This window comes from Paenibacillus sp. 2KB_20, assembly GCF_052115765.1.
GTDB lineage: Bacteria > Bacillota > Bacilli > Paenibacillales > Paenibacillaceae > Paenibacillus_AQ.
The window spans coordinates 192870-214459 of record NZ_JBFRHH010000004.1 but is presented as its reverse complement, the minus strand read 5'-3'; the positions used below and the strand labels follow the sequence as shown (position 1 = coordinate 214459).

Sequence of the window (21590 nt, the reverse complement as noted above, 5' to 3'; positions counted from 1 at the left end):
GGGCTATATATGTCTCATCGTTTTATGTATGTTCTAATTCTAACCACACAAGCTAAAGGAATTTTTAATTGAATCTAAAGAAATCTTAAAGATTACCAGCGGAAATTCTGGCACGGGATGTTGACCTTGAAGAGAATAGGATTTATACTTGATCTAAAAATAAATTAAAAGGGTGAATACCTTGAAATCTTTAAATCTGACGACGCAACGCCAAGCGGTGTACGATGTCCTTCGGGAATCGCATGATCATCCGACTGCTGCGGATATCATGAACCGGCTGGTGGAGAAAGGATATAATTTAGCGTACGGAACGGTTTATAATTCCCTGCGTTATTTGACGGATAAGCAGCTGATCCGTGAATTGAAGCTGGGCGAGAGCGCGAGCCGGTACGATGCCCGTATGGACGATCATCAACATATTATTTGTGAAGTATGCGGTAAAGTGGACGAGGTCATGACGGAGGTGCCAGAGGATTGGGCTGCTACGGTAGCCGGTGAAACCAATTACGTCATCCATCATGCTCACGTCGTATTCGGGGGGGTGTGTCCAGAATGTCAAACCAAACGGAAGAAATGACGGAACTGGGAACGGTCTATTCATTTCCTGATTTCCAGTCCGGCAATCTGTATGTTCGTCCGACGACGCCGATCGCGATGGCGATAGGGGATGCTTGTCCCACAACCCTGCGGGCTGCGTTATTAAGCCGTTCCCCCGGACGGGTGAATGAAATGTTCATTACCTTGACCGAGAACTGCTTCGAGGTGATGATGTTCCGCAAATGGGAACCGCGTCTTCAGTCGGCATTGAATACAGGACTGATTATTGCCGATATGACGGGCTGCCGGAATATGGCGGCGTTCAACAAGGAGAAGGAACTCCTGCTGCCCGAACATTCCTCTATTCCGATTCTATACCTAGTAGGGGAAGAGTTAATGAGCAAAGCAGGTTCAAGTTTGTTAAACGAAGAGCTTATGGTATGGCCTGCCCGTTCCAAAGATACGATGATGTATCAGGTGCAGCGAACCATCCGATTGTTCTCTCCTGCTGCCGGATTGTCGGGTGGAGAAGAGGTCATGCGCGGCCTCATCTATAAAGACTTATCCATTGATCGGGATAAAATGACCATTCACCGGGGCAGCACTCCGATCCATTTGACCAAGACAGAGTATCATTTGCTGATGCTCTTGCTGGACAGCGAAGGAGCCGTCTGCACGCGTGAGGACCTGATGTGCAAAATTTGGGATACGGATTTTATGGGCGGCAGCAATGTGGTCGACGTCCATATCAAAAGCTTGCGTAAAAAGCTGAGCGACAACGCGGGAGCCCCGCGCTATATTGCAACGGTAAGAGGAGTGGGATACCGCCTGGCGGACTAATCCCCCTCCCTTTTTTTGTTCATTTTGCTGTACTCAAAATGAATTCATTCGACCTTCATATAACGATCATAGAAGGGTCATATAACACTCATGCGACAATCATGATCCAATGGATTCTCCAGTGATACAATCAAATCATAAATTTAGATTCAGTCTAAAATCAATTATAGAAATGATGGAGGGTTCATATATGGATAGAATGACAACCAATCAAGGGGCTCCAGTCGGAGATAATCAAAACTCCAAAACGGCAGGACGCCGCGGACCGACGCTGCTTGAGGATTATCATCTGATCGAAAAAATCGCCCACTTCGACCGTGAACGGATTCCGGAGCGTGTCGTTCATGCCCGCGGGGCAGGTGCACATGGCACATTTGTTGTGGAGCACGACATGAAGCCTTATACGAGAGCTGCATTCCTGCAGGAAATTGGTCAGGAAACTCCTGTGTTCGTTCGCTTCTCTACGGTTATTCATGGAACAGGGTCACCCGAAACGGCACGTGACCCACGCGGATTTGCCGTGAAGTTCTATACGGGGGAAGGCAACTATGACATTGTAGGGAATCATATTCCGGTCTTCTTTATTCGCGACGCGATCAAATTCCCCGATATGGTGCATTCTTTGAAACCTTCACCGGAGACTAACATCCAGGAGCCTGGCCGGTACTGGGACTTCATGACGCTGTCCCCGGAATCCACGCAAATGATGACCTGGGTGTTCTCGGATCATGGCACACCAGCGAGCTATCGCGAAATGGATGGCTTCAGTGTCCACGCCTTCAAGTGGGTGAATAGCGAAGGCAAAGTGACTTACATTAAATACAAATGGGAATCCGTGCAAGGCGTGAAAACGCTGAATGCAGACGAAGTGGTCGAAGTGCAGGGCAGGGACTTCAATCACGCCACCCGTGATCTTCATGAGCACATCGCAAACGGGAATTTCCCGAAATGGCGCCTGCAGGTACAGCTGATGTCCCCGGAAGAGATGGATGAATTGTCCTTTGATCCGCTGGATGCTACAAAGACCTGGCCGGAGGATCGCTTCCCGTTCGTAACGGTCGGCACCATGACCTTGAATCGCAACCCGCAGAACTTCTTCGCCGAAGTTGAGCAGGTCGCTTTCTCCCCAAGTGCATTGATGCCTGGCATCGAGCCGTCGGAGGATAAACTGCTGCAAGGCCGGCTATTCTCTTACCCGGATACGCAGCGTCATCGACTGGGTGCAAATTATTTGCAGATCCCGATTAACTGCCCGTATGCTCCTGTGCGTAATCATCAACGTGATGGCTTGATGAACGTGAATCAAGATCCGTCGCCGGTAAACTATGAGCCGAACAGCTATACAACAGGTCCTGTGGAAGACCCTACTGTAAATGAAAGCGAAGCACCGCTCATCGGGCATGTTGTTCGCCAGCGTATTGAAAAAACAGATGATTTCACCCAAGCCGGAGAATTGTACCGTTCGTTTACGGAACAGGAGAAGGATCATTTGATCCGCAATCTGGTTGATGACCTCAGTCAGGTCAAATCTGATATCCAGCTCCGTGCCGTATGCAATTTCTACCGTGCGGACGCCGAATATGGTGCAAGACTCGCTGCCGGACTTGGTGTAGACCTGAGCGGATTCATACCTTCCAATCAGCCGAAGTAACGTAGTTTGAACTTATAAGAGCCAGCCATCTTTGTTTTTCGCTGTGCAGGATGGATGGCCTTTATATAGAGGTGGTTTATGACCGCCACCAAGAGGGGTACCCGTATAACATGGGTACCCCTCTTTTGGTGGAAATAATTACCTATATATACTACATAATGAATGGTCTTAGAGATGCCGATAAGTTGAAAGGAGTATTTTTTTATAGAAGACAGGTGAGATTCACTGCAGTTTAGAAAGGAAAGAAACCCATGAAGAAAAAAAGAGCTAATCGTATTAGAAGAAACCTGATTCTCACATTTCTGCTCGTGCTTCTTGTGCCCAGCTGCGCTATCGGTATTATCACTTACCGTGACGCCAAGGGAACTGTCGAGGAAGAAATTCTGCGCAGTGCATCGCTGAGCGTCGAGACGGCGAATGAGATCATTAATCACACGCTGCAATCCAAGTTCGATGACCTGAATTATTTAAGCGTGGCGATGAAGTCCACTGAAATCGACAAGGAACTCGAAGCGAAAGCGGGTTCAACTATCAATGCACTGAAGCAGTACCTGGGACTTCATCCGGAGACGGTGGACGTTTTTATCGGTACGGCACAGGCTGGCATTATCAAGGCATCAGGGGAAAAGCTGCCGTCCGACTATGATCCTAGACAAACGGAATGGTTCCAGCAGGCAATGAATGCATCGGGCCAACCGATTATTACAGCCCCCTATACTTCGAACACGGGCTCCTTGATTGTAGTAACGCTAGCTCAGATGCTGCCTGACGGCAAAGGTGTCGTGGGCATTGACCTCGACCTTCATAGCATCCGGAGTCTGGTCCAAGTGCAGGTAGGTAAAGAAGGCTATACGATGGTGCTGGATCAAAATCACAAATATCTGTTTCACCCCGATTATGACGCAGGGACGGACGCGTTGGCTAAGGAAGCTTGGGTCTCCAAGATGTATGAGCAGCCAACCGGTCATTTTCACTATGATCATGACGGCATCGAGCAACAATTGAACTACATTACGAATGAACGAACCGGATGGAAAATTGCCGGGACCATGTTTGTTAAGGAGGTTGACGACTCCGTTAATGGCATCCGCCAAACGATGATTGTGGTTATGAGCGTTTCGCTGCTAGCCGCCTTAATCATGGTGACTTGGAATGTAAGCTCTGTGATCAAACCGATCCGCCGTATGCGCCAAGCGACGGAAGTCATTAGCGAGGGGGATCTGACGCTTCGCATGAATGGTTTCAAGCGTGACGAGATTGGCGAGTTGGCCGATCACTTTCAGCAGATGGTGGATAGTCTCAGGGACATGGTTCACGGGGTCAAAGCCATGACGGAGAATGTTTCCGCATCTTCAGAGCAATTGTCCGCAAGCGCCCTGCAAAATACAAGCGCCGTCGAGCATGTTACGTCTTCCATTCAGGAGGTTGCCGCCGGCAGTGAACGTCAGTTGAACGCCGCGGAGGAGATTCTGAAGGGTATTCTTCAAGTATCCCGGCATGCTGATGACATTGCGGATGTATTGGAGAAGGTTACTGAAGCCATGAACCAGACGGAGGAATTGGCCCGAGAAGGGAACCAGACGGTGATTACCGCAGCAGCGACGATGCAGGATATTGATCATGCGATGAATGATCTGAATGGGGTTATCCATCAGCTGTCTGAGCGGACCGAGGAGATCGGCGGTATCGCTTCCGCCATTACCGACATTGCCAAGGAGACGAGTTTATTATCGCTGAATGCCTCTATCGAAGCTGCGAGAGCCGGGGAGCAGGGCAAAGGATTTGCGGTTGTAGCCGCGGAAATCCGTAAGCTTGCTCAAAGGTCGGAAAGCTCAGCGGATTACATATCGGGGCTGATTATAGGAATACTGGCAGAAGTGGAACGAACCATGGAAATGACGGAAGCCGCCAGGCAGAAGGTATCGGACGGCGTTGACGCAGCGGATCTGACCGGACGCTCCTTCTCTCGTATCAAAAAGGCAGTGAACACGGTGTCCGGCCAGGTAAGAACCACTTCGAAATCGGCTAAGGAATTGGCTCAAGATACAGCTTCTACGAAAAAGTCCGTTGAAGAAATCCGTGGGGTGTCAGAGCAAACGTCAAGCCAGACCCAGACCATATCGGCAGCCTCTCAGGAACAGCTTGCTTCCATGGAAGAGGTCAGCGCATCTGCTGCGGATTTAAGCCGTTTAGCTGAAGAACTGCAGGAGATGGTGAAACGCTTTAAGATTTAAGAGATTCAAGGGCGCTGTAATATGCCCCGAATATTTCGTGTTGAAGCAGTAAAGGAGCTTATATTCCTTTGCTGCTTTTTTGTTTGTGGCAGGAAAGGGGGGCTTTATGAAAGAATAAGACCAAAGTGGCTTTATCTCTAGGAGCGGGGCCTTTATACTGGAATCAACTGCTTGAAGCTGTAAGACTGACGGATGCACAAGCTAGAAAATGATGAGAGTGGGGCATATAACATGGCACAGCATATGAAAGATCGGATCGTCGCTTTAGCTGGTCCGCGCAAGGCAGCAGACATGGCCAAGCTGGTGGAGAAGATGGGTGGCACCGCGCTGCTTCGTCCGGCCCAGGGAACCGTATTTTTGGATGATGAAGTACTGCGCCGTTCGATCGAAGCTTGGCTCAAGGCGCCTGCACCGTGGGCGATATTTACGACGGGAATCGGCCTGGAGGCCATTTATGATACAGCAGAACAGATGGGCCTTTTGGATACATTGAATGAAACGCTGCAGAGCACCTCGATTGCGGCAAGAGGGTACAAAACGGCCAATGCGCTGAAAAAGCGCGGGCTGGCACCGGTCGTCAGAGATGATGACGGCAGTACGTCGGGGCTGATCCGGTCTTTGGAGCCGCATGTCCTGTCGGGCAAGCGCGTCATTCTTCAGCTGCATGGCGAGTCTGCTCCGAAGCTGGTGGATTGGCTGGAAAGTCGTGAGGCGGTAGTAGAGCAGATCCTGCCTTATAAGCACATTCCGCCGCTGGAGGAGGATGTTTCGCAACTCGTTGACGAAATCGTGGGCGGCAAGGTTCACGCGGTTGCTTTTACAAGCGCGCCCCAGTTTCGTTTTCTTGCGGATTATGCACGTGCCCATGGCAAGCTGGAGGCTGTGCTGGAGGCGTTCCGCGGACCGGTCGTGGCAGCGGCTGTCGGCAAGGTTACGGCTCAGGGGCTTCGCGAGGAAGGCATTGAACGCATGGTGGTTCCCGAGGAAGAGCGAATGGGCAGCATGATGGTGGCGCTTGGCCGCTACTTTGCTCAAAACCAAGAATAATGTCATGATATAACGTAATGAAGTTGGGGAGATTTCAGTCCATGCCAGCTTCTTCATGCATGTTCCTAAGGATCATGTGAAATATTGAGTAGTAAATAGGAGGATGACCGATGGATAAAAGAAAAGCATTGCTGCTTGGCAGCTATACCCACCCGAAGTTTCATCCGCTGCAAGGCATCGATAAACAAATGACACACCTACTGAACGACATGTTCACCGTGCAGTGCACGGAAAATCATAAAATGCTGCATGAAAGCAATCTCTACCCATACGAGCTCTGCATCGCCTACAGCGACCTATGGGACGAGCGCGTTTCGCCCCGGCAGACCGCAGGTCTGCTATCCTATGTAAGCGGAGGCGGCGGCTTGCTTGTGATTCATAACGGCGTTACGCTGGCCAATCGTTATGAGCTGGCGCAGCTGATCGGCGCCCGTTTTGACGGACACCCGCCCATGGAGAAGCTGTACTTCGTTCCGGGGGAGACCGATCATGATATTACGGAAGGCGTGGAGCCTTTTGTGCTGGATGAGGAGCCTTACCGGTTCATATTCAGTCCGTTTACGGAAAAAACCGTGCTGCTGCATTATGAATTCGAAGGCAAGCAGTGGCCTGCTGCCTGGTGCCATACGTATGGCATCGGACGCGTTGTCTTCTTGATGCCGGGTCATCACGAGCCGTCCTTTCTCCAACCTCAGCTGCGTTTAATGATTACGCAAGCGGCCAAGTGGGCTGCACGCGTTCCGGGTTAAGAAGCCATTTCGATACGATCGGTAGGAGGGACGCGCTTGAGCGGGAAGATACTAATTGTTGAGGATGAAGCGAAAATATCCCGTTTGCTTGAAATCGAGCTGGAGAGTGAAGGATATCAGGTCACCAAGGCGGATAACGGGCTGGATGCGCTGGAGGCATACCGCAGTCAGGACGTCGATTTAATTCTGCTGGACGTTATGCTCCCCGGTTTGAGCGGGATTGAGCTGCTGCGGCGGATTCGTGCCCATGATTCCCACACAGCCGTACTGCTACTGACAGCCAAGAGTTCCGTGGAGGATAAAGTATCGGGGCTTGATCTTGGAGCCAATGATTATATTACGAAGCCGTTTCAGATCGAAGAGCTGCTGGCGCGGATTCGTGCTGCGCTGCGGCTCCAAGGCAAGCAGGAGCCGGAAGAGCAGGCGGCAGGAGAGTGGCTTACGGCGGCGGATTTGAAATTGAACGAAGGTACACGGGAAGTCATTCGCGATGGCAGAAGGATCGATCTGACGCCGCGTGAATTTGACTTGCTCGTATACTTACTGAAGAATAAACGGCAGGTGCTGAACCGCGAGCAGATTCTCGCTGCCGTATGGGGATACGATTATTACGGCGACACGAACGTCGTCGATGTATATATACGTTATGTCCGCAAGAAAATCGATCATGACAGCACATCCGAGCTCATTCACACCGTCCGCGGTGTCGGCTATGTGTTGAAAGAGACCCCATGAAGCTGAGCAGTAAAATCCACCTCTATTCATCGGTGCTGATGGCGGCCATTCTGATTGTCATGAACTTATCCGTATACTATGTGTTCAGCAAAATGACGGTGGACAGCCAGCTGGAGCAAGCGGAAGCCGAGGACTCCAGAATATCGAGGGAAATGGCCAAGGCTGCGGATACGATCCCGGTGGGCGAATTGCTTCGGAGCTATGTGCCGCTGGACGGGAAGATCCAATTGCTCGGACCCAATAAACGGTATCCATCTACTTGGGTGACTTCCTCCGGGGAGGATATGGATGAGCTCAAGCTGCCTTACGATACGAAGAGGCAGGTGAAGGTCGTCGAGTATGAAAATATCCGGTACACGATGGTTTCCCTGCCCCTCATCTGGAGAGACGGGGTCGTGGTCAATATCCAGGTCGCCCGCAGTCTTGCCGCTACGATGGAGACGCTCCAAGTGCTGCGAATCGTGCTGGTCGCCGTAACCGCAATTGCCTTAGTTCCGGTCATCATCTCGACGCGGATATTGGGGCGTTTAATCGTGCAGCCGATTACGGCTTTGATCCAAACGATGCGGGAGATCCGGCAAAGCGGGCGGTTTCGGCGAATCGAGCTGAAGGAGAAGTCGAAGGATGAATTGGTGGAGATGGGGGCTGCATTCAACGATATGATTACGCTGCTGGAGAGCAATCATGCAAGGCAGGAGCAATTCGTGTCCAATGCTTCCCATGAGTTAAAGACACCGCTCACCATCATCGAGAGTTACGCCAGTTTGTTGAAGCGGCGAGGTCTGGACCGGCCCGAGCTATTCATGGAATCCGTTGAAGCGATCCATTCGGAAGCGATCCGGATGAAGGAGCTGACGGAGCAGTTGCTGCTGCTTGCCCGCAATCAGGATCAATGGCAGGTCGAAATGGAGCAGGTGGATCTGGTGACATTATCGGAGTCTTCCGCGCGCGCATTTCGCGATGCCTATAACCGCACGGTGGAGGTTGAAGCCGATGGCGGGGTTCTCGGCTGGACGGACAGCCGCAGGCTGAAGCAGCTCTTGTTCATTCTGCTGGATAATGCGCGCAAATACAGCGATGAGCATATCGTCATCCAGGTTGGCAGGAAGCCAGCGGAAGTTTATATCCGGGTCATCGACCGCGGAATCGGCATTGCCAAAGATGAGCTGGAGCACGTCTTCGACCGTTTCTACCGGGTGGACGAGGCTCGTACCCGCCGGGGTGAGGGCGCCGGCCTTGGTCTGTCCTTGGCAAAGGATATCGCAGAGGCCATCTCGGCTTCGATAGAGCTGGATAGCCTGCCAGGTGTGGGTACAACCGCCACGATTAGGCTTCAAGCAACGAAATAAAAGACAGCCAACTCCCTTTTTCTCATCGTATTCTAACCATGCTGCGCTATACTGACGGTAAAGACAGATTGTATCCGAGGTGATTCGATGCGTAAAAAAGTCAGTCTGCTGCTGGGTGTCGTGATGCTGGTAGCGGTTTTGATTATTGTGAATGTGGTATGGAGTCCTTTTAGCCCTTCAACTTCCGCCATGTCAACGGATGAAGTGGTGGAGGAGGTGCTCTCCCAATATCCTGGCGGCGAAATAACGAAGACCACGCTGGATGGCGGGGTGTATCGATTGGAGCTACAGTCGGCTATCGGAACGTATGAGATGACGGTGGATTCCCGCCAGGGCGACATCGTGTCCATCCAGCAGCTGAATGAGAGGGCTTCGCAGCCGCCCACCGAACCGGTTGAGCCCACGGAGCCGGATCCAGATACTCCTCCTTCCGAGCCAGCGGATCACGGTGACAAGGAAGCAACAGGGGGAACGACAGGCGGGGAAAGTGGAAATGGAAGTGGCACTTCGGAACCGCCTGCAACGATGATTACCAAAGAATATGCGATCAAGCTTTCTTTAGAGAAGGTACCGGGAACGGTGGAAGACGTGGAATATCGCGAGAACAAGAGCAGTCGTTACTACCTGGTGGAGATCGAGCGGGAAGACGGACGTGAAGCGACCATTCAAGTCCATGCGATTACCGGCAAGATCATGACGGTGACTTGGGATGATGAAGACGATTGATGAATAGATGAGAGGTCTTGTCCGTGTTTTCTCATCGTTTTCTAATCTTTCTCTCTGAAAGCTCTCATGTTGAGAGAGTATATTGGGTTTGTAGAGATCAACAGGAGAGAATCATGAGGAGGCGTAAGATGATGAAGAAGAAAATATGGTGGGCAGGCGCACTGTCCATAGCCATCGCGGCGAGTGGAGTATACGGCTATAACGCTGTACAGGCGGCAGGATCAGGACAGACGACTGCAGCGGGAACTCAGGCAGCACCGGAGCAACAGCAGCAGCTGATCGGAATGGAGAAAGCAGAACAATTGGCACTGGCTGCTGCCAATGGCAAAGTGGAGAGCATGGATATAGACCGGAAAAAGGGCAAACTGGTGTACGATGTGGAGATCCAGCAGAATAACCGGGATGTGGATGTATGGATTGATGCCTATACCGGCAAATCCCTTGGTGTAAGAGTGGACCGGAATGACGATGATGATCGTGACAACCTTCCAGGCAATCTGATCGGTGCCGGCAAGGCATCCGCTATCGCCGTTAAACACGTTAAGGGCGGGACGGCTGTGGAAGTGGATCTGGACCAAGATGATGGCAGATGGGTGTATGATGTCGAAGTGAAGACAGCAAACGGATCATCCGACGTAGAAGTCCATGCGGTCAGCGGTAAAGTGATCAAGGCAGAGTATGAGAAATACGACGACCATGATGACGACGATGTCCATGATGACCATCACGATTGGGATCATGTCGATCACGACGATCATGATGGGGATGACGACTAAGTCATTCTCTATCTATATGGGATAGCATTTATAAGCGAACAGGCGGATCATTTTCTTCCAGCCTGTTCGCTTTTTCCATTGTATTTTACATAATAAGCATGGCTGGAATGCAATTGCTTGTTATCCGATTGCGGGTTGCCCTCATATTTCATGTGAAATCAGGGGAAATTGATAAGGCAGCTCCTCTATACTTATGAAAGCAAGTCCAAGGATAGATGTTTTTACCAGCGTTAAAGGTTATAATGGAACCAGACAACGACCGGGAGGGATATACCGTGAGTGATCTTTTTAAGAAAGCAATCTCGTTAGGATTGGGCCTTACCGTGGTCAGCAAGGAAAAAGTTGAGAAAATCGTGGATGATCTGGTCAAACGCGGGGAGCTTGCTCCTGCGGAGTCCAAAGCGCTTGTGAACCGTCTCGTCGAACGCGGCGAAGAGGAGCAGTCGCAGATCAAGACCTATATTTATGAACAGGTGCAGCGTGTATTGTCCGATCTGGATGTTCCCAAAGAGAGTGATGTCGCCAGCCTGGAACAGCGCATTGCTACTCTGGAGAAGAAGGTTGTAGAACTGGAAGGATCGCGGCAGGAATAGATGGCGGTCCGAATCCGACATGCCGGACGTTACCGGGAAATCGCCATGGCGCTCATGCGTCATGGCTTTGGCTATATGGTGGAAGAGATGGGACTGTTTCATGTTCTGTCGCTGCCTGTTCGCTGGAGTTCAAGGGAACAGCCGGAGACGATTACGCTCGGGGAACGCATACGGCGAGTGCTTGAGGATCTTGGCCCCGCCTTCGTAAAGCTCGGACAGTTGGCGAGTACAAGATCGGATCTGCTGCCGGACCATATTATCCAGGAATTGGTGAAGCTGCAGGAGCGGGTGCCTCCTTTTTCTTCCGCGAGCGCACGGGAGCTGATTGAGCAAGAGTGGGGTATGCCGATCGATGAAGTGTTGAGTGAGTTTGAAGACAAACCGCTGGCCGCGGCCTCGATTGGGCAGGTCCATGCCGGGAAGCTGAAGTCCGGAGAGCATGTTGCGATCAAGGTACAGCGGCCCGGGGTAGCCCGAATGATCGGTCGTGACTTGGAGATATTGCGGGATTTAATCTCGATTGCCGAGCGCCACTGGGAATGGGTGAAGCAGTACCGTGTGGACCGGATTGTTGACGAATTTGCCAGAGCGATGATGGCAGAGCTGGATTACAGCCATGAAGCCCGAAACGCAGAGAAGATAGCCTCCCAGATGTCGGAGCACGAATTTATCCGCATTCCGCGGATTTATTGGGAGTATACGTCTTCCAAAGTGCTGATGATGGAGTATGTCGATGGCCTCACGTTAAGCCGGAGGCAGGAGATCGTGGACAAGGGACATGATCTGAAGGCGATCGCTGAACATTTGATCGATGGCATGCTGCAGCAGATCTTTATTGAGGGATTTTTTCATGCCGACCCTCATCCGGGGAATTTGCTTGTCAGGGAGGACGGCAAGCTGGTCTTTCTGGATTTTGGGCTGGTGGGTCACCTCAGCGAAGATATGAAGGACCATCTGTCCGGGCTCATTATTGCCTTGATGCGGCGGAATTCGGAAGGGATGATCCGGGCGATTTCCAAAATGGGATTGATCCCGGACGATTGCGATATGGATTCGCTCCGGTCGGATATGGACCGGCTGCGGGGAGAGTATTATGATGTGCCGTTCGCACAAGTGCGGATCGGCAAGGCGTTGACGGATCTGTTTGCCGTTGCCCAGCGGCACGGGATTATGCTGCCGCCCGATTTGACGCTTCTTGGCAAGTCATTGCTGACGCTGGAAGGCGTCATCGAGATGCTGGACCCGAACCTGAGCATTATCGACATGGCGGAGCCTTTTGGCCGAAAGCTATTGAAGAAGCGGTATAATACCCGCCGGATCGGCAGGAAGGTGCTGGATGGGGTGAGCGGACTTGCCGAGAGTTTGCTTGAGCTGCCCGGACAGGCCAGGCAGCTGTCGGCTCTGATCAGCAAGGGGAAGCTGCGGGTAGAGATCAGTGTTCCGGAACTGAAAACCCTGATGCGCAAGCTGGATCAGGTCAGTAACCGGCTCTCCTTCAGCATTGTGCTTCTGGCTTTCAGCATCATCATGGTGGGTCTGATTATTGGTTCATCGCTGAGCCGGGAGCCGATGATGCTGTGGAGTTTCCCCGTGATTGAAGTTGGATTCATTGTAGCCTTGCTCATGGTTGCATGGCTGCTGTATGCCATTTTCAAATCCGGCAGGTTCTAACCGGCAGACTCCGTTCTTGCCCGCTTGCGCTGCTGCACCCAAGTCTGGACTCCGATGAGGATCCACTCTATGAGGTGAAAGAATACGGCAATGAGAAGCGCTTGCAACCAACCGCCGACAGGAATGCCGGGCATGATCAGGAACGCTATGTACAGCAGAACCGTGTCGGTCACGACTGTAACCGCCTGTTTAATATAGATGGAGGTATCCTTGCGAAGCAGCAGCCTTAGCAGGGTGATGATCAAAGGATGAAGGATACCTTCGAAGATCAGGAATCCAATCAGGATGGTAAGCGAGAAGCTGAGCCATACGCCCTGACCGTCGTAAGCCAGGATTTCACCTGGCCCCGATGGCTCCGATATGGGGAACCACCGGGCATATAACATCGCGAAGAGTTCTAACGGTATAATGATAAAGGCCGACAACAGCGGGATAAGCCACAGCTTCTTTCGGAAGGGGACGATAGGCTCCCCGTCGCGTCGTGAGATATAATTCATCATCAGATTGATCAGGCCGAACAAGACCATCAGGATGAGTGCTGACAGGATGATCTGTAGGGTATGCATATCGGGGACACCTCCTCGCTGGTGCAAACTGGATATCTATATCATTGACATTACCAAAGTCAGGGTCTTTTGTCAGTCGAAAAGAAAGACAACAAAAATGTTCCGGTCTTCTTAGAACGAATTCGATCGGCATTTTGTTGGGACTTATATGTAAATATGTCTGTTTGCTAAATCCAATCGATTTAACGCAAGCAGATGCTAAATAATTTAAATGAGGTGGAACGTTTGCCGAACTTTCAACAGCTGGGCATTGACGAACAAAGAGTACGGAAACTGAAGGAGCAGGGAATTGCGGTGCCGACTCCGGTACAGCAAGAGAGTATCCCGCTGCTGCTGCAAGGAAAGGACGTTATCGCCCGGGCGAAGACTGGCACTGGCAAAACGCTGGCTTTTATGCTGCCGATTCTGCAGCATATCGATCCCAAGCGGGCGTACCCGCAGGCGCTCATTATTGCGCCGACACGGGAATTGGCATTGCAGATTACGGAAGAAGCCAAGAAGCTGACAGCCGGCGAGCCGGACGGGATCAAAATCCTCGCGGTCTATGGTGGTCAGGACGTGGAGAAACAACTCCGAAAGCTCGAAGGCGGACGACATTTGATCATCGGAACACCGGGCCGATTGCTGGATCATTTACGCCGGGGCACGCTTGAACTGGGCGGAGTGAAGCAACTGGTGCTGGACGAAGCCGACCAAATGCTGCACATGGGTTTTCTGGATGAGGTCGAGACACTGATCCATGCACTTCCGTATCGGCGCCAGACGATGCTCTTCTCGGCTACGATGCCTGCCGGCGTGAAGCAGCTTGCCGGCAGCTATATGAAGGAACCTGTCGATATCGTCATTAAGGGGGCTTCCCCGATCCCGCTGGAGCAGATCCAGCAGGTTGTGGTCGAGTGTACGGACCGCTCCAAGCAGGATGCGCTGCGTGCCATGCTCGAGGAGCATAACCCTTTTCTCGCGATTATCTTCTGCCGGACGAAGCGCAGAGCTACTATATTGAATGAGGCGCTGCTGGCCCATGGGTATCAATCGGACGAGCTTCATGGGGACCTGTCACAGGCGAAACGGGAAGCGGTGATGAAGCGATTCCGGGATGCCAAACTCCAGCTGCTGGTAGCAACGGACGTTGCCGCAAGGGGGCTTGACGTTGAGGGCGTGACTCATGTCTATAACTACGATATGCCTCATGATGTTGATAGTTACATCCATCGTATCGGACGGACCGGACGGGCCGGTGGGAACGGAATGGCTATCACGTTCGCTGCCGGTAAGGATCTTAACGATCTACAGCGCATCGAGGAAGGGATCTCCCTTCGCTTGAAGCGCGTGCGCTATGATTCCAGTGCAGGAGGCCTTCGGGAAAGCACCGGCGGCTCAGGCAGGGATACGGGCAGACCGGGAAAAGCAAGAAACATCTCTTCGCTTGAATCTGATCAAGAACGTGGTCAAGGCAGAAGCCGGGCAGATCGCGGTACGGGTTCCGGGCGGAGCCGCGGTAGCGAGCAGGGTAGAGGAAGAGACGGATCGTCACGCAGAGATGAGCATGGCTCCGGACGGGCTGGAAGCCGCGACGGTCGTCCAGGCGAGGGACGCGGACCATCGTCGGCTGGAGGTCGCAGCAGTGGCAGTCGTGACGGCGGGCGTGCAGGCGAAGGCCGTGGACAGTCACAGGCCGGAACACGTGGCAGCAGCAGCCGTGGACAGTCCAGAACCGAGGGTCGGGGAAATCAAGGCAGTCGCGGTGGACAAGGCGGTACACGATCTTCCGAAGGCCGCGGTGCAAGAGGCCAGAGTGGTGGACGGCGCGGTGGCCGCAGCCGCTAGCAGGTACAGGAGATTTTTGGAAGGCATCTGTTTCAAGCCGGAAAATCCCGTTTAAGTAGAGAGCGTTACCCAGTCAATGACAAGGAGGCGTTACCATGTCTGAACATAATCATGTAGTGAACAAGAACGGTGAGCTGGATGTGAGTAAGGTCAGTGACGCGATGGACCGGATTGATGATGGGGAGAAGGAGAGGATCCTGGCCGATTTTGATGCCTTCCAATCCTATTTGAACAAGCGAATTCAGCTTGCCGAGAGTATTGGGTTGAATGAAGAGCATCTGGCGCAGGCAGCAGAGAAGGTAGCTGGCTATCTGGCTGCAAATGAGGAGCCCCGGAATTCCGAAGAGAAGCTTCTTCAGGAGTTATGGAAGGTTGGAACCCAAGCGGAGCAGCATCAACTGGCTCATCTGCTTGTGAAGCTGGCTCAGAAACGTACGGCTCCATAAGGCAAAGTATGAGATGGAGATCCTTCCCGGCCAACTTGCCGTGGAAGGATTTTTGGGTTCAAGAGTAGTAATTAACATACTTATAGGGATGTAGGGATGTATATTAATTTCTATACATAATATGATGCATGCAAGCTAGAGCTGCTTGTCCGCCCCCTGGCTTCGGTATCCGGGTGAGGTGCATCGAAAAGGTATCTAGGTGCAACGAAATAACACCCAGGTGCAACGAAAAAAACCAGGTGCAACTAAGTGCAACGAAATCGCAGTAACGATGGCCAGAACCCCGCCGAACGCCGAGGCTAACGGACATCAGATACGTTATTTCCCTGTTATGAGGTCCATTTATCGTAATTACGGACACCACAGCCGTTATTTAGCGTGGAAACAGCCAAAATATCATCTTTTTAGATGAATAACGGATCTCCTGTCCGTTTGTTTCGCTAAAAACCCCATTTTCTACGAAATAAAGTCTCCTGAGTCCGCTAGACTTTAAGTGAACGCAGGACGCAGCTCCATCGCTCGGCAAGACTTACAATTACCGCTCTTCTGTCGCACTGCCGGCGCACGCTCTACCGTTGGCCTAACATACTATTTGGTACATCGTGCGAACTGCTGCCTATATGATCTACAATGTCTTCATTTCATGTGAGCTTTAGAAACAACGAAGAATATGAGGGGGAGTTGCTTGAATGTCTCTGGTGATTCATGAGCAGAGAAAGCCCAAAATGCAGCCTTTTTATTGGGTGATTACATTTGAAATGCACGTGCTGGGCATACTGCTTGGCCTGGCATTGACACTGGGTTCTTTGATGTTACTGTACCTCTGGACCAATGTCTGGACCTGGATGAGTCTGGCGGCTATACCCGCCGGTATCTTCATGATGATTCGTCTGTCCAGAAGCCTGAAAGGGCATATCTGGAACAATACGCATCTGGACGAGTACTTGTTATTCGAAGATCATATTGAGTACGAGAGATGGGACTCGGAAACAAAAGACTCCCTGAAGGGGAGCCTTAGGATCGGTGACATCAAGGAAATATACTATGGGCGATACATCTTTCAATTCAGCTATGCTTATAAGAAAAGCAAAATGACCGAATCCGTGCCTAGTGCGGAGTTAATGCCCATTATGTACCTCATCGCGGGAGAAGGTCAGACGGAACGGGCGGTTGCCATTCCATTCACGGATCCGATGGAGGCGAATCGTTGGCTGGAGGTTATTTGCAGAAGGGACGTTCCCTTATATCTGACGTCCATCATCATTCAAGATCTGGGGGATGAATCGGTTGCGTCTTTGCTTCGCGAGGATGAGGATTTAGAGCGTTCCGAATTTGATGGCAATATGGAGCGGCAATTCCGGCCTTACCTGGACCGTCTGGTGCAGGAGAACGAGGAGGAAGACCGGGAATTGACAGAGGAGGAGCTTAATCAGCTGGAATACGAGATGAAGCTCCTCGAATACGAAGAGGCGCTGCAAAAGCGAAGATCGGCTTTCCGTGGAACCGGTTTGCTTGCGTGGCTGATTTTTCCGGTTCAGTTCGCCATCGGTTTTTGGCTGACGCGTCAGGCAGAACTGGGGAACGCGGACCCGGAACAGCGGCTATACCCTATTCTGCTGGTTGCACTCTCCGCGATCCTGTTCTTCTTCCTGGTGAAATGGATGCGCTGGCTCCAGATCATCATGTTCTCATTGGTTACCTTTATATCGTTTATGTTCTTGGACTTTTCCGAGATCGAAACGGATCCCTCGTACCAAATGTCCAGCATGCTCCTTGCTATAGCTATGCTGTCACTGCCTGTGGTTGGTCTTTTCTATTTGGGTATCCGGTATATCCGCAAAGGAAGGGATGCGAAGAATCTGCCGCCGATGCCGGGGCCGTATCAGCCTCTCCCTGATAAAGATAAGGTGGGGATCCAGTCCGGAGACCATCTGTCAACTTAATACAAAAGCGAGAAAAACGCGCCCTTCACATTTGGGGGTGCGTTTCGTATCGGTACCTGTAGGTTTCCATAGGCTGGCTGGTAAAGGCGGTGTCGAGCTTCTTCTTCTCGCCGGGGGCAAGGGTTACGTTCTTGTACATCTCGGTGAAAACTTCCTCAACAATGTCCGCATCATCCTCATTTTTATAGGCTCCAGCATGGACCAAGATGTAGTCTTTAAAGCTTTGCAGCTCGGAACTAATCTTCTTGTCCTCAAAATTCTGATCCAAATCGGTCAGCATCGTTTCTTCTTTGTAAAGGGATTCCTGGGTGATCAGGCCAATGGGGATCGTCAGTATAAAATAAAAGGCCAGCGTCGATAGCCCAGTGCTGCGCAGCACGGTCTTCCGGTCATACCCCCCTTTGATTAAGCCGATGAAGGCAATCAGGGCCAGGACAATGACAATGAGATGCCATGGGGATATAAACATTTCGGGATACAGTTTCATTTCTTTTCCTCGCTTACTGTTGTTGAAATACGGAATCGTACATTATTTTTCCAAACCTTAAATCATTACCCTGCTTACTTGCTGATTAAACAGCTGTTATTAGTCTATGTAAATCTTGTTTAAAGAGGTTATACATTCATCATAATGGATTTGCGGGCGACGGGGTAGAGGTCTTGGAACTGAAATTTGGTTTAGGGCCATTTATTCGATATGATGGAGGGAGATTGGCTAGGCTGTTGCGCTTGAAAAGCATGCCATCCATTCAAAACAAGCCGGGAGGAGATTCGAAGATGTCAGTTTATGAATATCATGCAACCAATACCAAAGGTCAGGAAGTCTCGCTCGATCAGTATTCAGGCAAGGTTCTGATTATTGCAAATACGGCAAGCCAGTGCGGACTTACGCCGCAATACGGAGAGCTTCAGCAGCTGTATGACCAATACAGCCAGCAAGGGCTGCAGGTTCTTGGCTTCCCGTGCAATCAGTTTGGCGGACAGGAGCCGGGTACAAGTGAAGAGGCCGAATCGTTCTGTCAATTGAATTATGGTGTGAATTTCCCAATCTTTGCGAAGATTGACGTCAATGGGGAAGAAACGCATCCGTTATTTCAATATTTGAAATCCGAGCAACCAGGACCGAATGAAGGCGGAGAGATCGCTTGGAATTTCACCAAGTTTCTGGTAGACCGCGAGGGTAAGGTGGTTCAGCGGTTCGAACCGAGGGATACGCCGGAATCGATGAAGAGTGCCATTGAAGCTCTGCTTGGTTAGTAGCAGGAAGTAACGATTACATAACAGGGCTGTTTTCTTTGGGGGGATTTCCCTCTGAGGAGAACAGTCCTGTTTTTCTTGGACACCACTTCGGTTAACCGGATTAATTGACAGTATCTTAGAAAACACTGAGCGTAAGTATCATTCCGTTAGATCAGGAGAAGCAAGATCCTTCAAGGCAGCACGTATAGGATAGATGATTCTTGAATCAACTTCATGAGGCGGGCACTTATAGCTTTCCCTGATACCGAACCCGCATTCTTGGTCAACTTCTTTTATCATTATAACCATGTGAAATTATGAACAATGTGTGAATAACGCGATTGCCTATTGAACTGTGAAATTAATCACATTATAATAAGGGCATGAAGTGAAAACATTCACAAATAATATTACCAGTCACCGCATTCATGCTCAACAAGCGTTACCAAGCATGAATCCAGGCAAAAGAGCTCATCTTAATCAAATATAAAGCTTCATACTTGGAGGAGGAAAAACCATGAAAGTAGCAGTTATCGGTTGTACCCATGCAGGAACGGCCGCCATCGTGAATACCGCCAAACTTTACCCAGAAGCCCAGATCACCGTTTATGAACGCAATGATAACATCTCATTCCTGTCTTGCGGCATCGCGCTTTACGTTGGAGGCATTGTAAAAGACCCTGACGGTTTGTTCTACTCTTCACCTCAGAAGCTCGACGAGCTGGGTGTTGAAACCAAGATGAAGCATGAGATTATCTCGGTGGATACGGATAAGAAAAGCTTGAAAGTTCGGAACCTGGTTACAGAAGAAATTTTTGATGATACCTATGACAAATTGATTATTACAACCGGATCATGGCCTATCGTGCCGAAACTTGAAGGCATCGATCTCAATAATATTCTGCTCTGCAAAAACTACAATCATTCCAATGCGATCATTGAAAAAGCGCAGGAAGCGAAACACATTACGGTTGTCGGCGCCGGTTATATCGGCGTGGAGCTTGTTGAAGCCTTCCAGCAGAATGGCAAGCAGGTTACGCTGATTGATAGTGCCGACCGCATTCTAAACAAATATCTGGACCCTGAATTTAGCGGCAAGATCGAGGAATCCTTCCGTGAAAAAGGGATTGAGATGGCCCTGGGTCAGACCGTGACTTCTTTCCAAGGCGAGAATGGCAAGGTGAACAAGGTCATCACCGATAAAGGTGAGATCGACACGGATCTGGTGATCCTCTGCATCGGCTTCCGTCCAAATACGGAGCTGCTGAAGGGGCAAGTGGATATGCTGAAAAACGGTGCCATCGTCGTGGATCAATATATGCAAAGCAGCAAGCAGGATGTATATGCAGCAGGCGATTGCTGCTCCGTACACTATAACCCGACGGGTAAAATGATGTACATTCCACTGGCAACTAACGCCGTCCGGATGGGAACGCTTGTTGCACGCAATCTTGTGCAGCCGACAACCCCATATATGGGAACGCAAGGTACGTCGGGATTGAAAATATACGAACACAACATTGCCTCGACGGGATTGACCGAAGGAGCCGCCAAGGACGAAGGCTTGAAAGTGGAGACGGTCACCATTACGGATCATTACCGTCCGGAATTCATGCCTACCTTCGAAGAGGTTACGCTGAAGGTGGTATATGAGCAAGACAGCCGCCGGATGCTTGGTGCACAGGTCATTTCCAAAGTGGATATGACGCAATCCATTAACACGCTGTCGGTATGCATACAGAATCGGATGACGATTGATCAATTGGCCTTCATCGACTTCTTCTTCCAGCCGCATTACAACAAACCGTGGAATTTCCTTAACACGGCTGGACTGCAGGCATTGCCGGCGATTGAGACGAAAACACCGGTGCATTCGTAAGCCATTCGTAATCCATTTACGAAGAAGACTCCCTAATTTGGGGGTCTTTTTCGTGTTTTTGAAGGAATATGGATTTTGACAGCGAATTGGAAAATATCCGGACATGTAGATATCGACTTTCAGGAGGTAGGATAAAGTATGAATAAAAAAGTAATGCTGGCTTCGGCTGTGTTGTTCTCCATGCTGCTGACGGCTGCTTGTTCCAATGATCAGGCTGATCCGCCCGCAGAAACTCCGCCGGCTGTTGTGGATAGCGAGGGGACAGGTCAGACGGACACATCTGAAGAGCAGCCGCCTGCAGAACCAACCCAAGAGGAGGACCAACCGTCCGACAACGCAGAGGTGAAGCCGATCGGCGAATCTGCCGGGGTGGGCGATACGGTGGATTATCACGGCACGGTCATTACGCTGAACAGCGTGCGCGAATCCGAAGGGGACGAGTACTTAAAGCCCCAGCCGGGACATACGTTTAAAGTGGTTGACATTACCGTGAAGAACAATGGCCAGGAGCCGCTGGTCATCTCTTCCGCGTTATCTTTTTCCCTGACGGATTCGAGTGATCTTAACTATACGGTTCCCATTACGGATGATGTGAAGATGCTGGACGGCACCATTGCCCCAGGCGGTGAACTGACAGGAGAAATTCCGTACGAAGTGAAACAGGGGGTTACGGGGCTGCAGCTGAGTTATGGCGATCCGATGAAAGAAGGAAGAGCCATTTGGGCAGTGGAATAAAAAAATATTATATTTGTTTCGGGATGTACGAGTAATGAGAGGATTTT

At 50.8% G+C, this 21590-nt stretch carries 20 protein-coding genes; 18 read left to right on the top strand and 2 right to left on the bottom strand.

Annotated features, from left to right (window positions below):
* The first annotated feature begins 181 nt into the window (after positions 1-181).
* The 12 genes from AB4124_RS13135 (at position 182) to AB4124_RS13080 (ending at position 12908) form a co-directional block, all read left to right on the top strand.
* Complete coding sequence (locus AB4124_RS13135; RefSeq protein WP_076323915.1) at positions 182-577, top strand: Fur family transcriptional regulator; 396 nt, start codon at positions 182-184, stop codon at positions 575-577.
* Positions 553-1377 carry a winged helix family transcriptional regulator gene (locus tag AB4124_RS13130; protein WP_339268592.1) on the top strand — a complete coding sequence of 275 codons (825 nt, stop codon included), beginning with the start codon at positions 553-555 and terminating at the stop codon, positions 1375-1377. The genes AB4124_RS13135 and AB4124_RS13130 overlap by 25 nt, the downstream gene beginning before the upstream one ends.
* A gap of 190 nt (positions 1378-1567) precedes the next feature.
* Positions 1568-3028 (top strand): catalase, encoded by a 1461-nt coding sequence (locus tag AB4124_RS13125; protein ID WP_441973130.1) that lies wholly within the window; start codon positions 1568-1570, stop codon positions 3026-3028.
* A gap of 251 nt (positions 3029-3279) precedes the next feature.
* Positions 3280-5262 carry a methyl-accepting chemotaxis protein gene (locus AB4124_RS13120; RefSeq protein WP_441973129.1) on the top strand — a complete coding sequence of 661 codons (1983 nt, stop codon included), beginning with the start codon at positions 3280-3282 and terminating at the stop codon, positions 5260-5262.
* A gap of 231 nt (positions 5263-5493) precedes the next feature.
* A complete protein-coding gene (locus tag AB4124_RS13115) occupies positions 5494-6309 on the top strand; it encodes a uroporphyrinogen-III synthase (RefSeq protein WP_441973128.1) in 816 nt (271 codons plus the stop codon).
* 110 nt (positions 6310-6419) lie between these two features.
* Positions 6420-7058 (top strand): ThuA domain-containing protein, encoded by a 639-nt coding sequence (locus tag AB4124_RS13110; RefSeq protein WP_076323920.1) that lies wholly within the window; start codon positions 6420-6422, stop codon positions 7056-7058.
* Positions 7059-7094: 36 nt separating this feature from the next.
* Positions 7095-7793, top strand: coding sequence for a response regulator transcription factor (locus AB4124_RS13105; protein ID WP_076323921.1), 699 nt, complete (start codon positions 7095-7097; stop codon positions 7791-7793).
* Complete coding sequence (locus AB4124_RS13100; RefSeq protein ID WP_441973127.1) at positions 7790-9142, top strand: sensor histidine kinase; 1353 nt, start codon at positions 7790-7792, stop codon at positions 9140-9142. Before AB4124_RS13105 ends, AB4124_RS13100 begins: the two co-directional genes overlap by 4 nt.
* Positions 9143-9229: 87 nt before the next feature.
* Complete coding sequence (locus AB4124_RS13095) at positions 9230-9868, top strand: PepSY domain-containing protein (protein ID WP_441973126.1); 639 nt, start codon at positions 9230-9232, stop codon at positions 9866-9868.
* 128 nt (positions 9869-9996) lie between these two features.
* Entirely contained in the window at positions 9997-10644 is a 648-nt protein-coding gene (locus AB4124_RS13090) for a PepSY domain-containing protein (protein ID WP_441973125.1), read from the top strand.
* A gap of 275 nt (positions 10645-10919) precedes the next feature.
* Positions 10920-11237: a phasin family protein gene (locus AB4124_RS13085; RefSeq protein ID WP_076323924.1), complete on the top strand. Its 318-nt coding sequence runs from the start codon at positions 10920-10922 to the stop codon at positions 11235-11237.
* Entirely contained in the window at positions 11238-12908 is a 1671-nt protein-coding gene (locus AB4124_RS13080) for an ABC1 kinase family protein (RefSeq protein WP_441973124.1), read from the top strand.
* On the opposite strand, the gene AB4124_RS13075 is transcribed toward AB4124_RS13080, so the two are convergent.
* Positions 12905-13474, bottom strand: coding sequence for a hypothetical protein (locus tag AB4124_RS13075; RefSeq protein ID WP_441973123.1), 570 nt, complete (start codon positions 13472-13474; stop codon positions 12905-12907). The genes AB4124_RS13080 and AB4124_RS13075 overlap by 4 nt on opposite strands.
* A gap of 195 nt (positions 13475-13669) precedes the next feature.
* Between AB4124_RS13075 and AB4124_RS13070 the strand changes: the two genes are divergently transcribed.
* From AB4124_RS13070 to AB4124_RS13060, 3 genes are all read left to right on the top strand, one after another.
* Positions 13670-15301 (top strand): DEAD/DEAH box helicase, encoded by a 1632-nt coding sequence (locus AB4124_RS13070; RefSeq protein WP_441973122.1) that lies wholly within the window; start codon positions 13670-13672, stop codon positions 15299-15301.
* Positions 15302-15396: 95 nt separating this feature from the next.
* Complete coding sequence (locus tag AB4124_RS13065) at positions 15397-15747, top strand: DUF3243 domain-containing protein (protein WP_441973121.1); 351 nt, start codon at positions 15397-15399, stop codon at positions 15745-15747.
* 689 nt (positions 15748-16436) lie between these two features.
* Positions 16437-17690 (top strand): hypothetical protein, encoded by a 1254-nt coding sequence (locus AB4124_RS13060; protein WP_441973120.1) that lies wholly within the window; start codon positions 16437-16439, stop codon positions 17688-17690.
* Positions 17691-17715: 25 nt separating this feature from the next.
* Here the strand turns inward: AB4124_RS13060 and AB4124_RS13055 are convergent, their stop codons facing one another.
* Positions 17716-18177, bottom strand: coding sequence for a hypothetical protein (locus AB4124_RS13055; RefSeq protein ID WP_441973119.1), 462 nt, complete (start codon positions 18175-18177; stop codon positions 17716-17718).
* Positions 18178-18467: 290 nt separating this feature from the next.
* Here AB4124_RS13055 and AB4124_RS13050 point away from each other — a divergent pair, with 290 nt between their 5' ends.
* The 3 genes from AB4124_RS13050 (at position 18468) to AB4124_RS13040 (ending at position 21543) form a co-directional block, all read left to right on the top strand.
* Positions 18468-18947 (top strand): glutathione peroxidase, encoded by a 480-nt coding sequence (locus AB4124_RS13050; protein ID WP_441973118.1) that lies wholly within the window; start codon positions 18468-18470, stop codon positions 18945-18947.
* Between the two features lie 499 nt (positions 18948-19446).
* Positions 19447-20808: an FAD-dependent oxidoreductase gene (locus tag AB4124_RS13045; RefSeq protein ID WP_339291873.1), complete on the top strand. Its 1362-nt coding sequence runs from the start codon at positions 19447-19449 to the stop codon at positions 20806-20808.
* 138 nt (positions 20809-20946) lie between these two features.
* Positions 20947-21543, top strand: a complete 597-nt coding sequence (locus AB4124_RS13040) for a DUF4352 domain-containing protein (protein ID WP_076323931.1) — start codon at positions 20947-20949, stop codon at positions 21541-21543.
* Positions 21544-21590: the final 47 nt, after the last annotated feature.

What these genes read in the sequence shown, in the direction of transcription:
- AB4124_RS13090 (WP_441973125.1), top strand. Translation starts at nt 9,997, where the DNA reads ATGATGAAGAAGAAAATATGGTGGGCAGGCGCACTGTCCATAGCCATC.
- AB4124_RS13095 (WP_441973126.1), top strand. Translation starts at nt 9,230, where the DNA reads ATGCGTAAAAAAGTCAGTCTGCTGCTGGGTGTCGTGATGCTGGTAGCG.
- AB4124_RS13080 (WP_441973124.1), top strand. Translation starts at nt 11,238, where the DNA reads ATGGCGGTCCGAATCCGACATGCCGGACGTTACCGGGAAATCGCCATG.
- AB4124_RS13120 (WP_441973129.1), top strand. Translation starts at nt 3,280, where the DNA reads ATGAAGAAAAAAAGAGCTAATCGTATTAGAAGAAACCTGATTCTCACA.
- AB4124_RS13130 (WP_339268592.1), top strand. Translation starts at nt 553, where the DNA reads ATGTCAAACCAAACGGAAGAAATGACGGAACTGGGAACGGTCTATTCA.
- AB4124_RS13110 (WP_076323920.1), top strand. Translation starts at nt 6,420, where the DNA reads ATGGATAAAAGAAAAGCATTGCTGCTTGGCAGCTATACCCACCCGAAG.
- AB4124_RS13065 (WP_441973121.1), top strand. Translation starts at nt 15,397, where the DNA reads ATGTCTGAACATAATCATGTAGTGAACAAGAACGGTGAGCTGGATGTG.
- AB4124_RS13115 (WP_441973128.1), top strand. Translation starts at nt 5,494, where the DNA reads ATGGCACAGCATATGAAAGATCGGATCGTCGCTTTAGCTGGTCCGCGC.
- AB4124_RS13050 (WP_441973118.1), top strand. Translation starts at nt 18,468, where the DNA reads ATGTCAGTTTATGAATATCATGCAACCAATACCAAAGGTCAGGAAGTC.
- AB4124_RS13070 (WP_441973122.1), top strand. Translation starts at nt 13,670, where the DNA reads ATGCTAAATAATTTAAATGAGGTGGAACGTTTGCCGAACTTTCAACAG.
- AB4124_RS13125 (WP_441973130.1), top strand. Translation starts at nt 1,568, where the DNA reads ATGGATAGAATGACAACCAATCAAGGGGCTCCAGTCGGAGATAATCAA.
- AB4124_RS13075 (WP_441973123.1), bottom strand. Translation starts at nt 13,474, where the DNA reads ATGCATACCCTACAGATCATCCTGTCAGCACTCATCCTGATGGTCTTG.
- AB4124_RS13045 (WP_339291873.1), top strand. Translation starts at nt 19,447, where the DNA reads ATGAAAGTAGCAGTTATCGGTTGTACCCATGCAGGAACGGCCGCCATC.
- AB4124_RS13040 (WP_076323931.1), top strand. Translation starts at nt 20,947, where the DNA reads ATGAATAAAAAAGTAATGCTGGCTTCGGCTGTGTTGTTCTCCATGCTG.
- AB4124_RS13060 (WP_441973120.1), top strand. Translation starts at nt 16,437, where the DNA reads ATGTCTCTGGTGATTCATGAGCAGAGAAAGCCCAAAATGCAGCCTTTT.
- AB4124_RS13055 (WP_441973119.1), bottom strand. Translation starts at nt 18,177, where the DNA reads ATGAAACTGTATCCCGAAATGTTTATATCCCCATGGCATCTCATTGTC.
- AB4124_RS13100 (WP_441973127.1), top strand. Translation starts at nt 7,790, where the DNA reads ATGAAGCTGAGCAGTAAAATCCACCTCTATTCATCGGTGCTGATGGCG.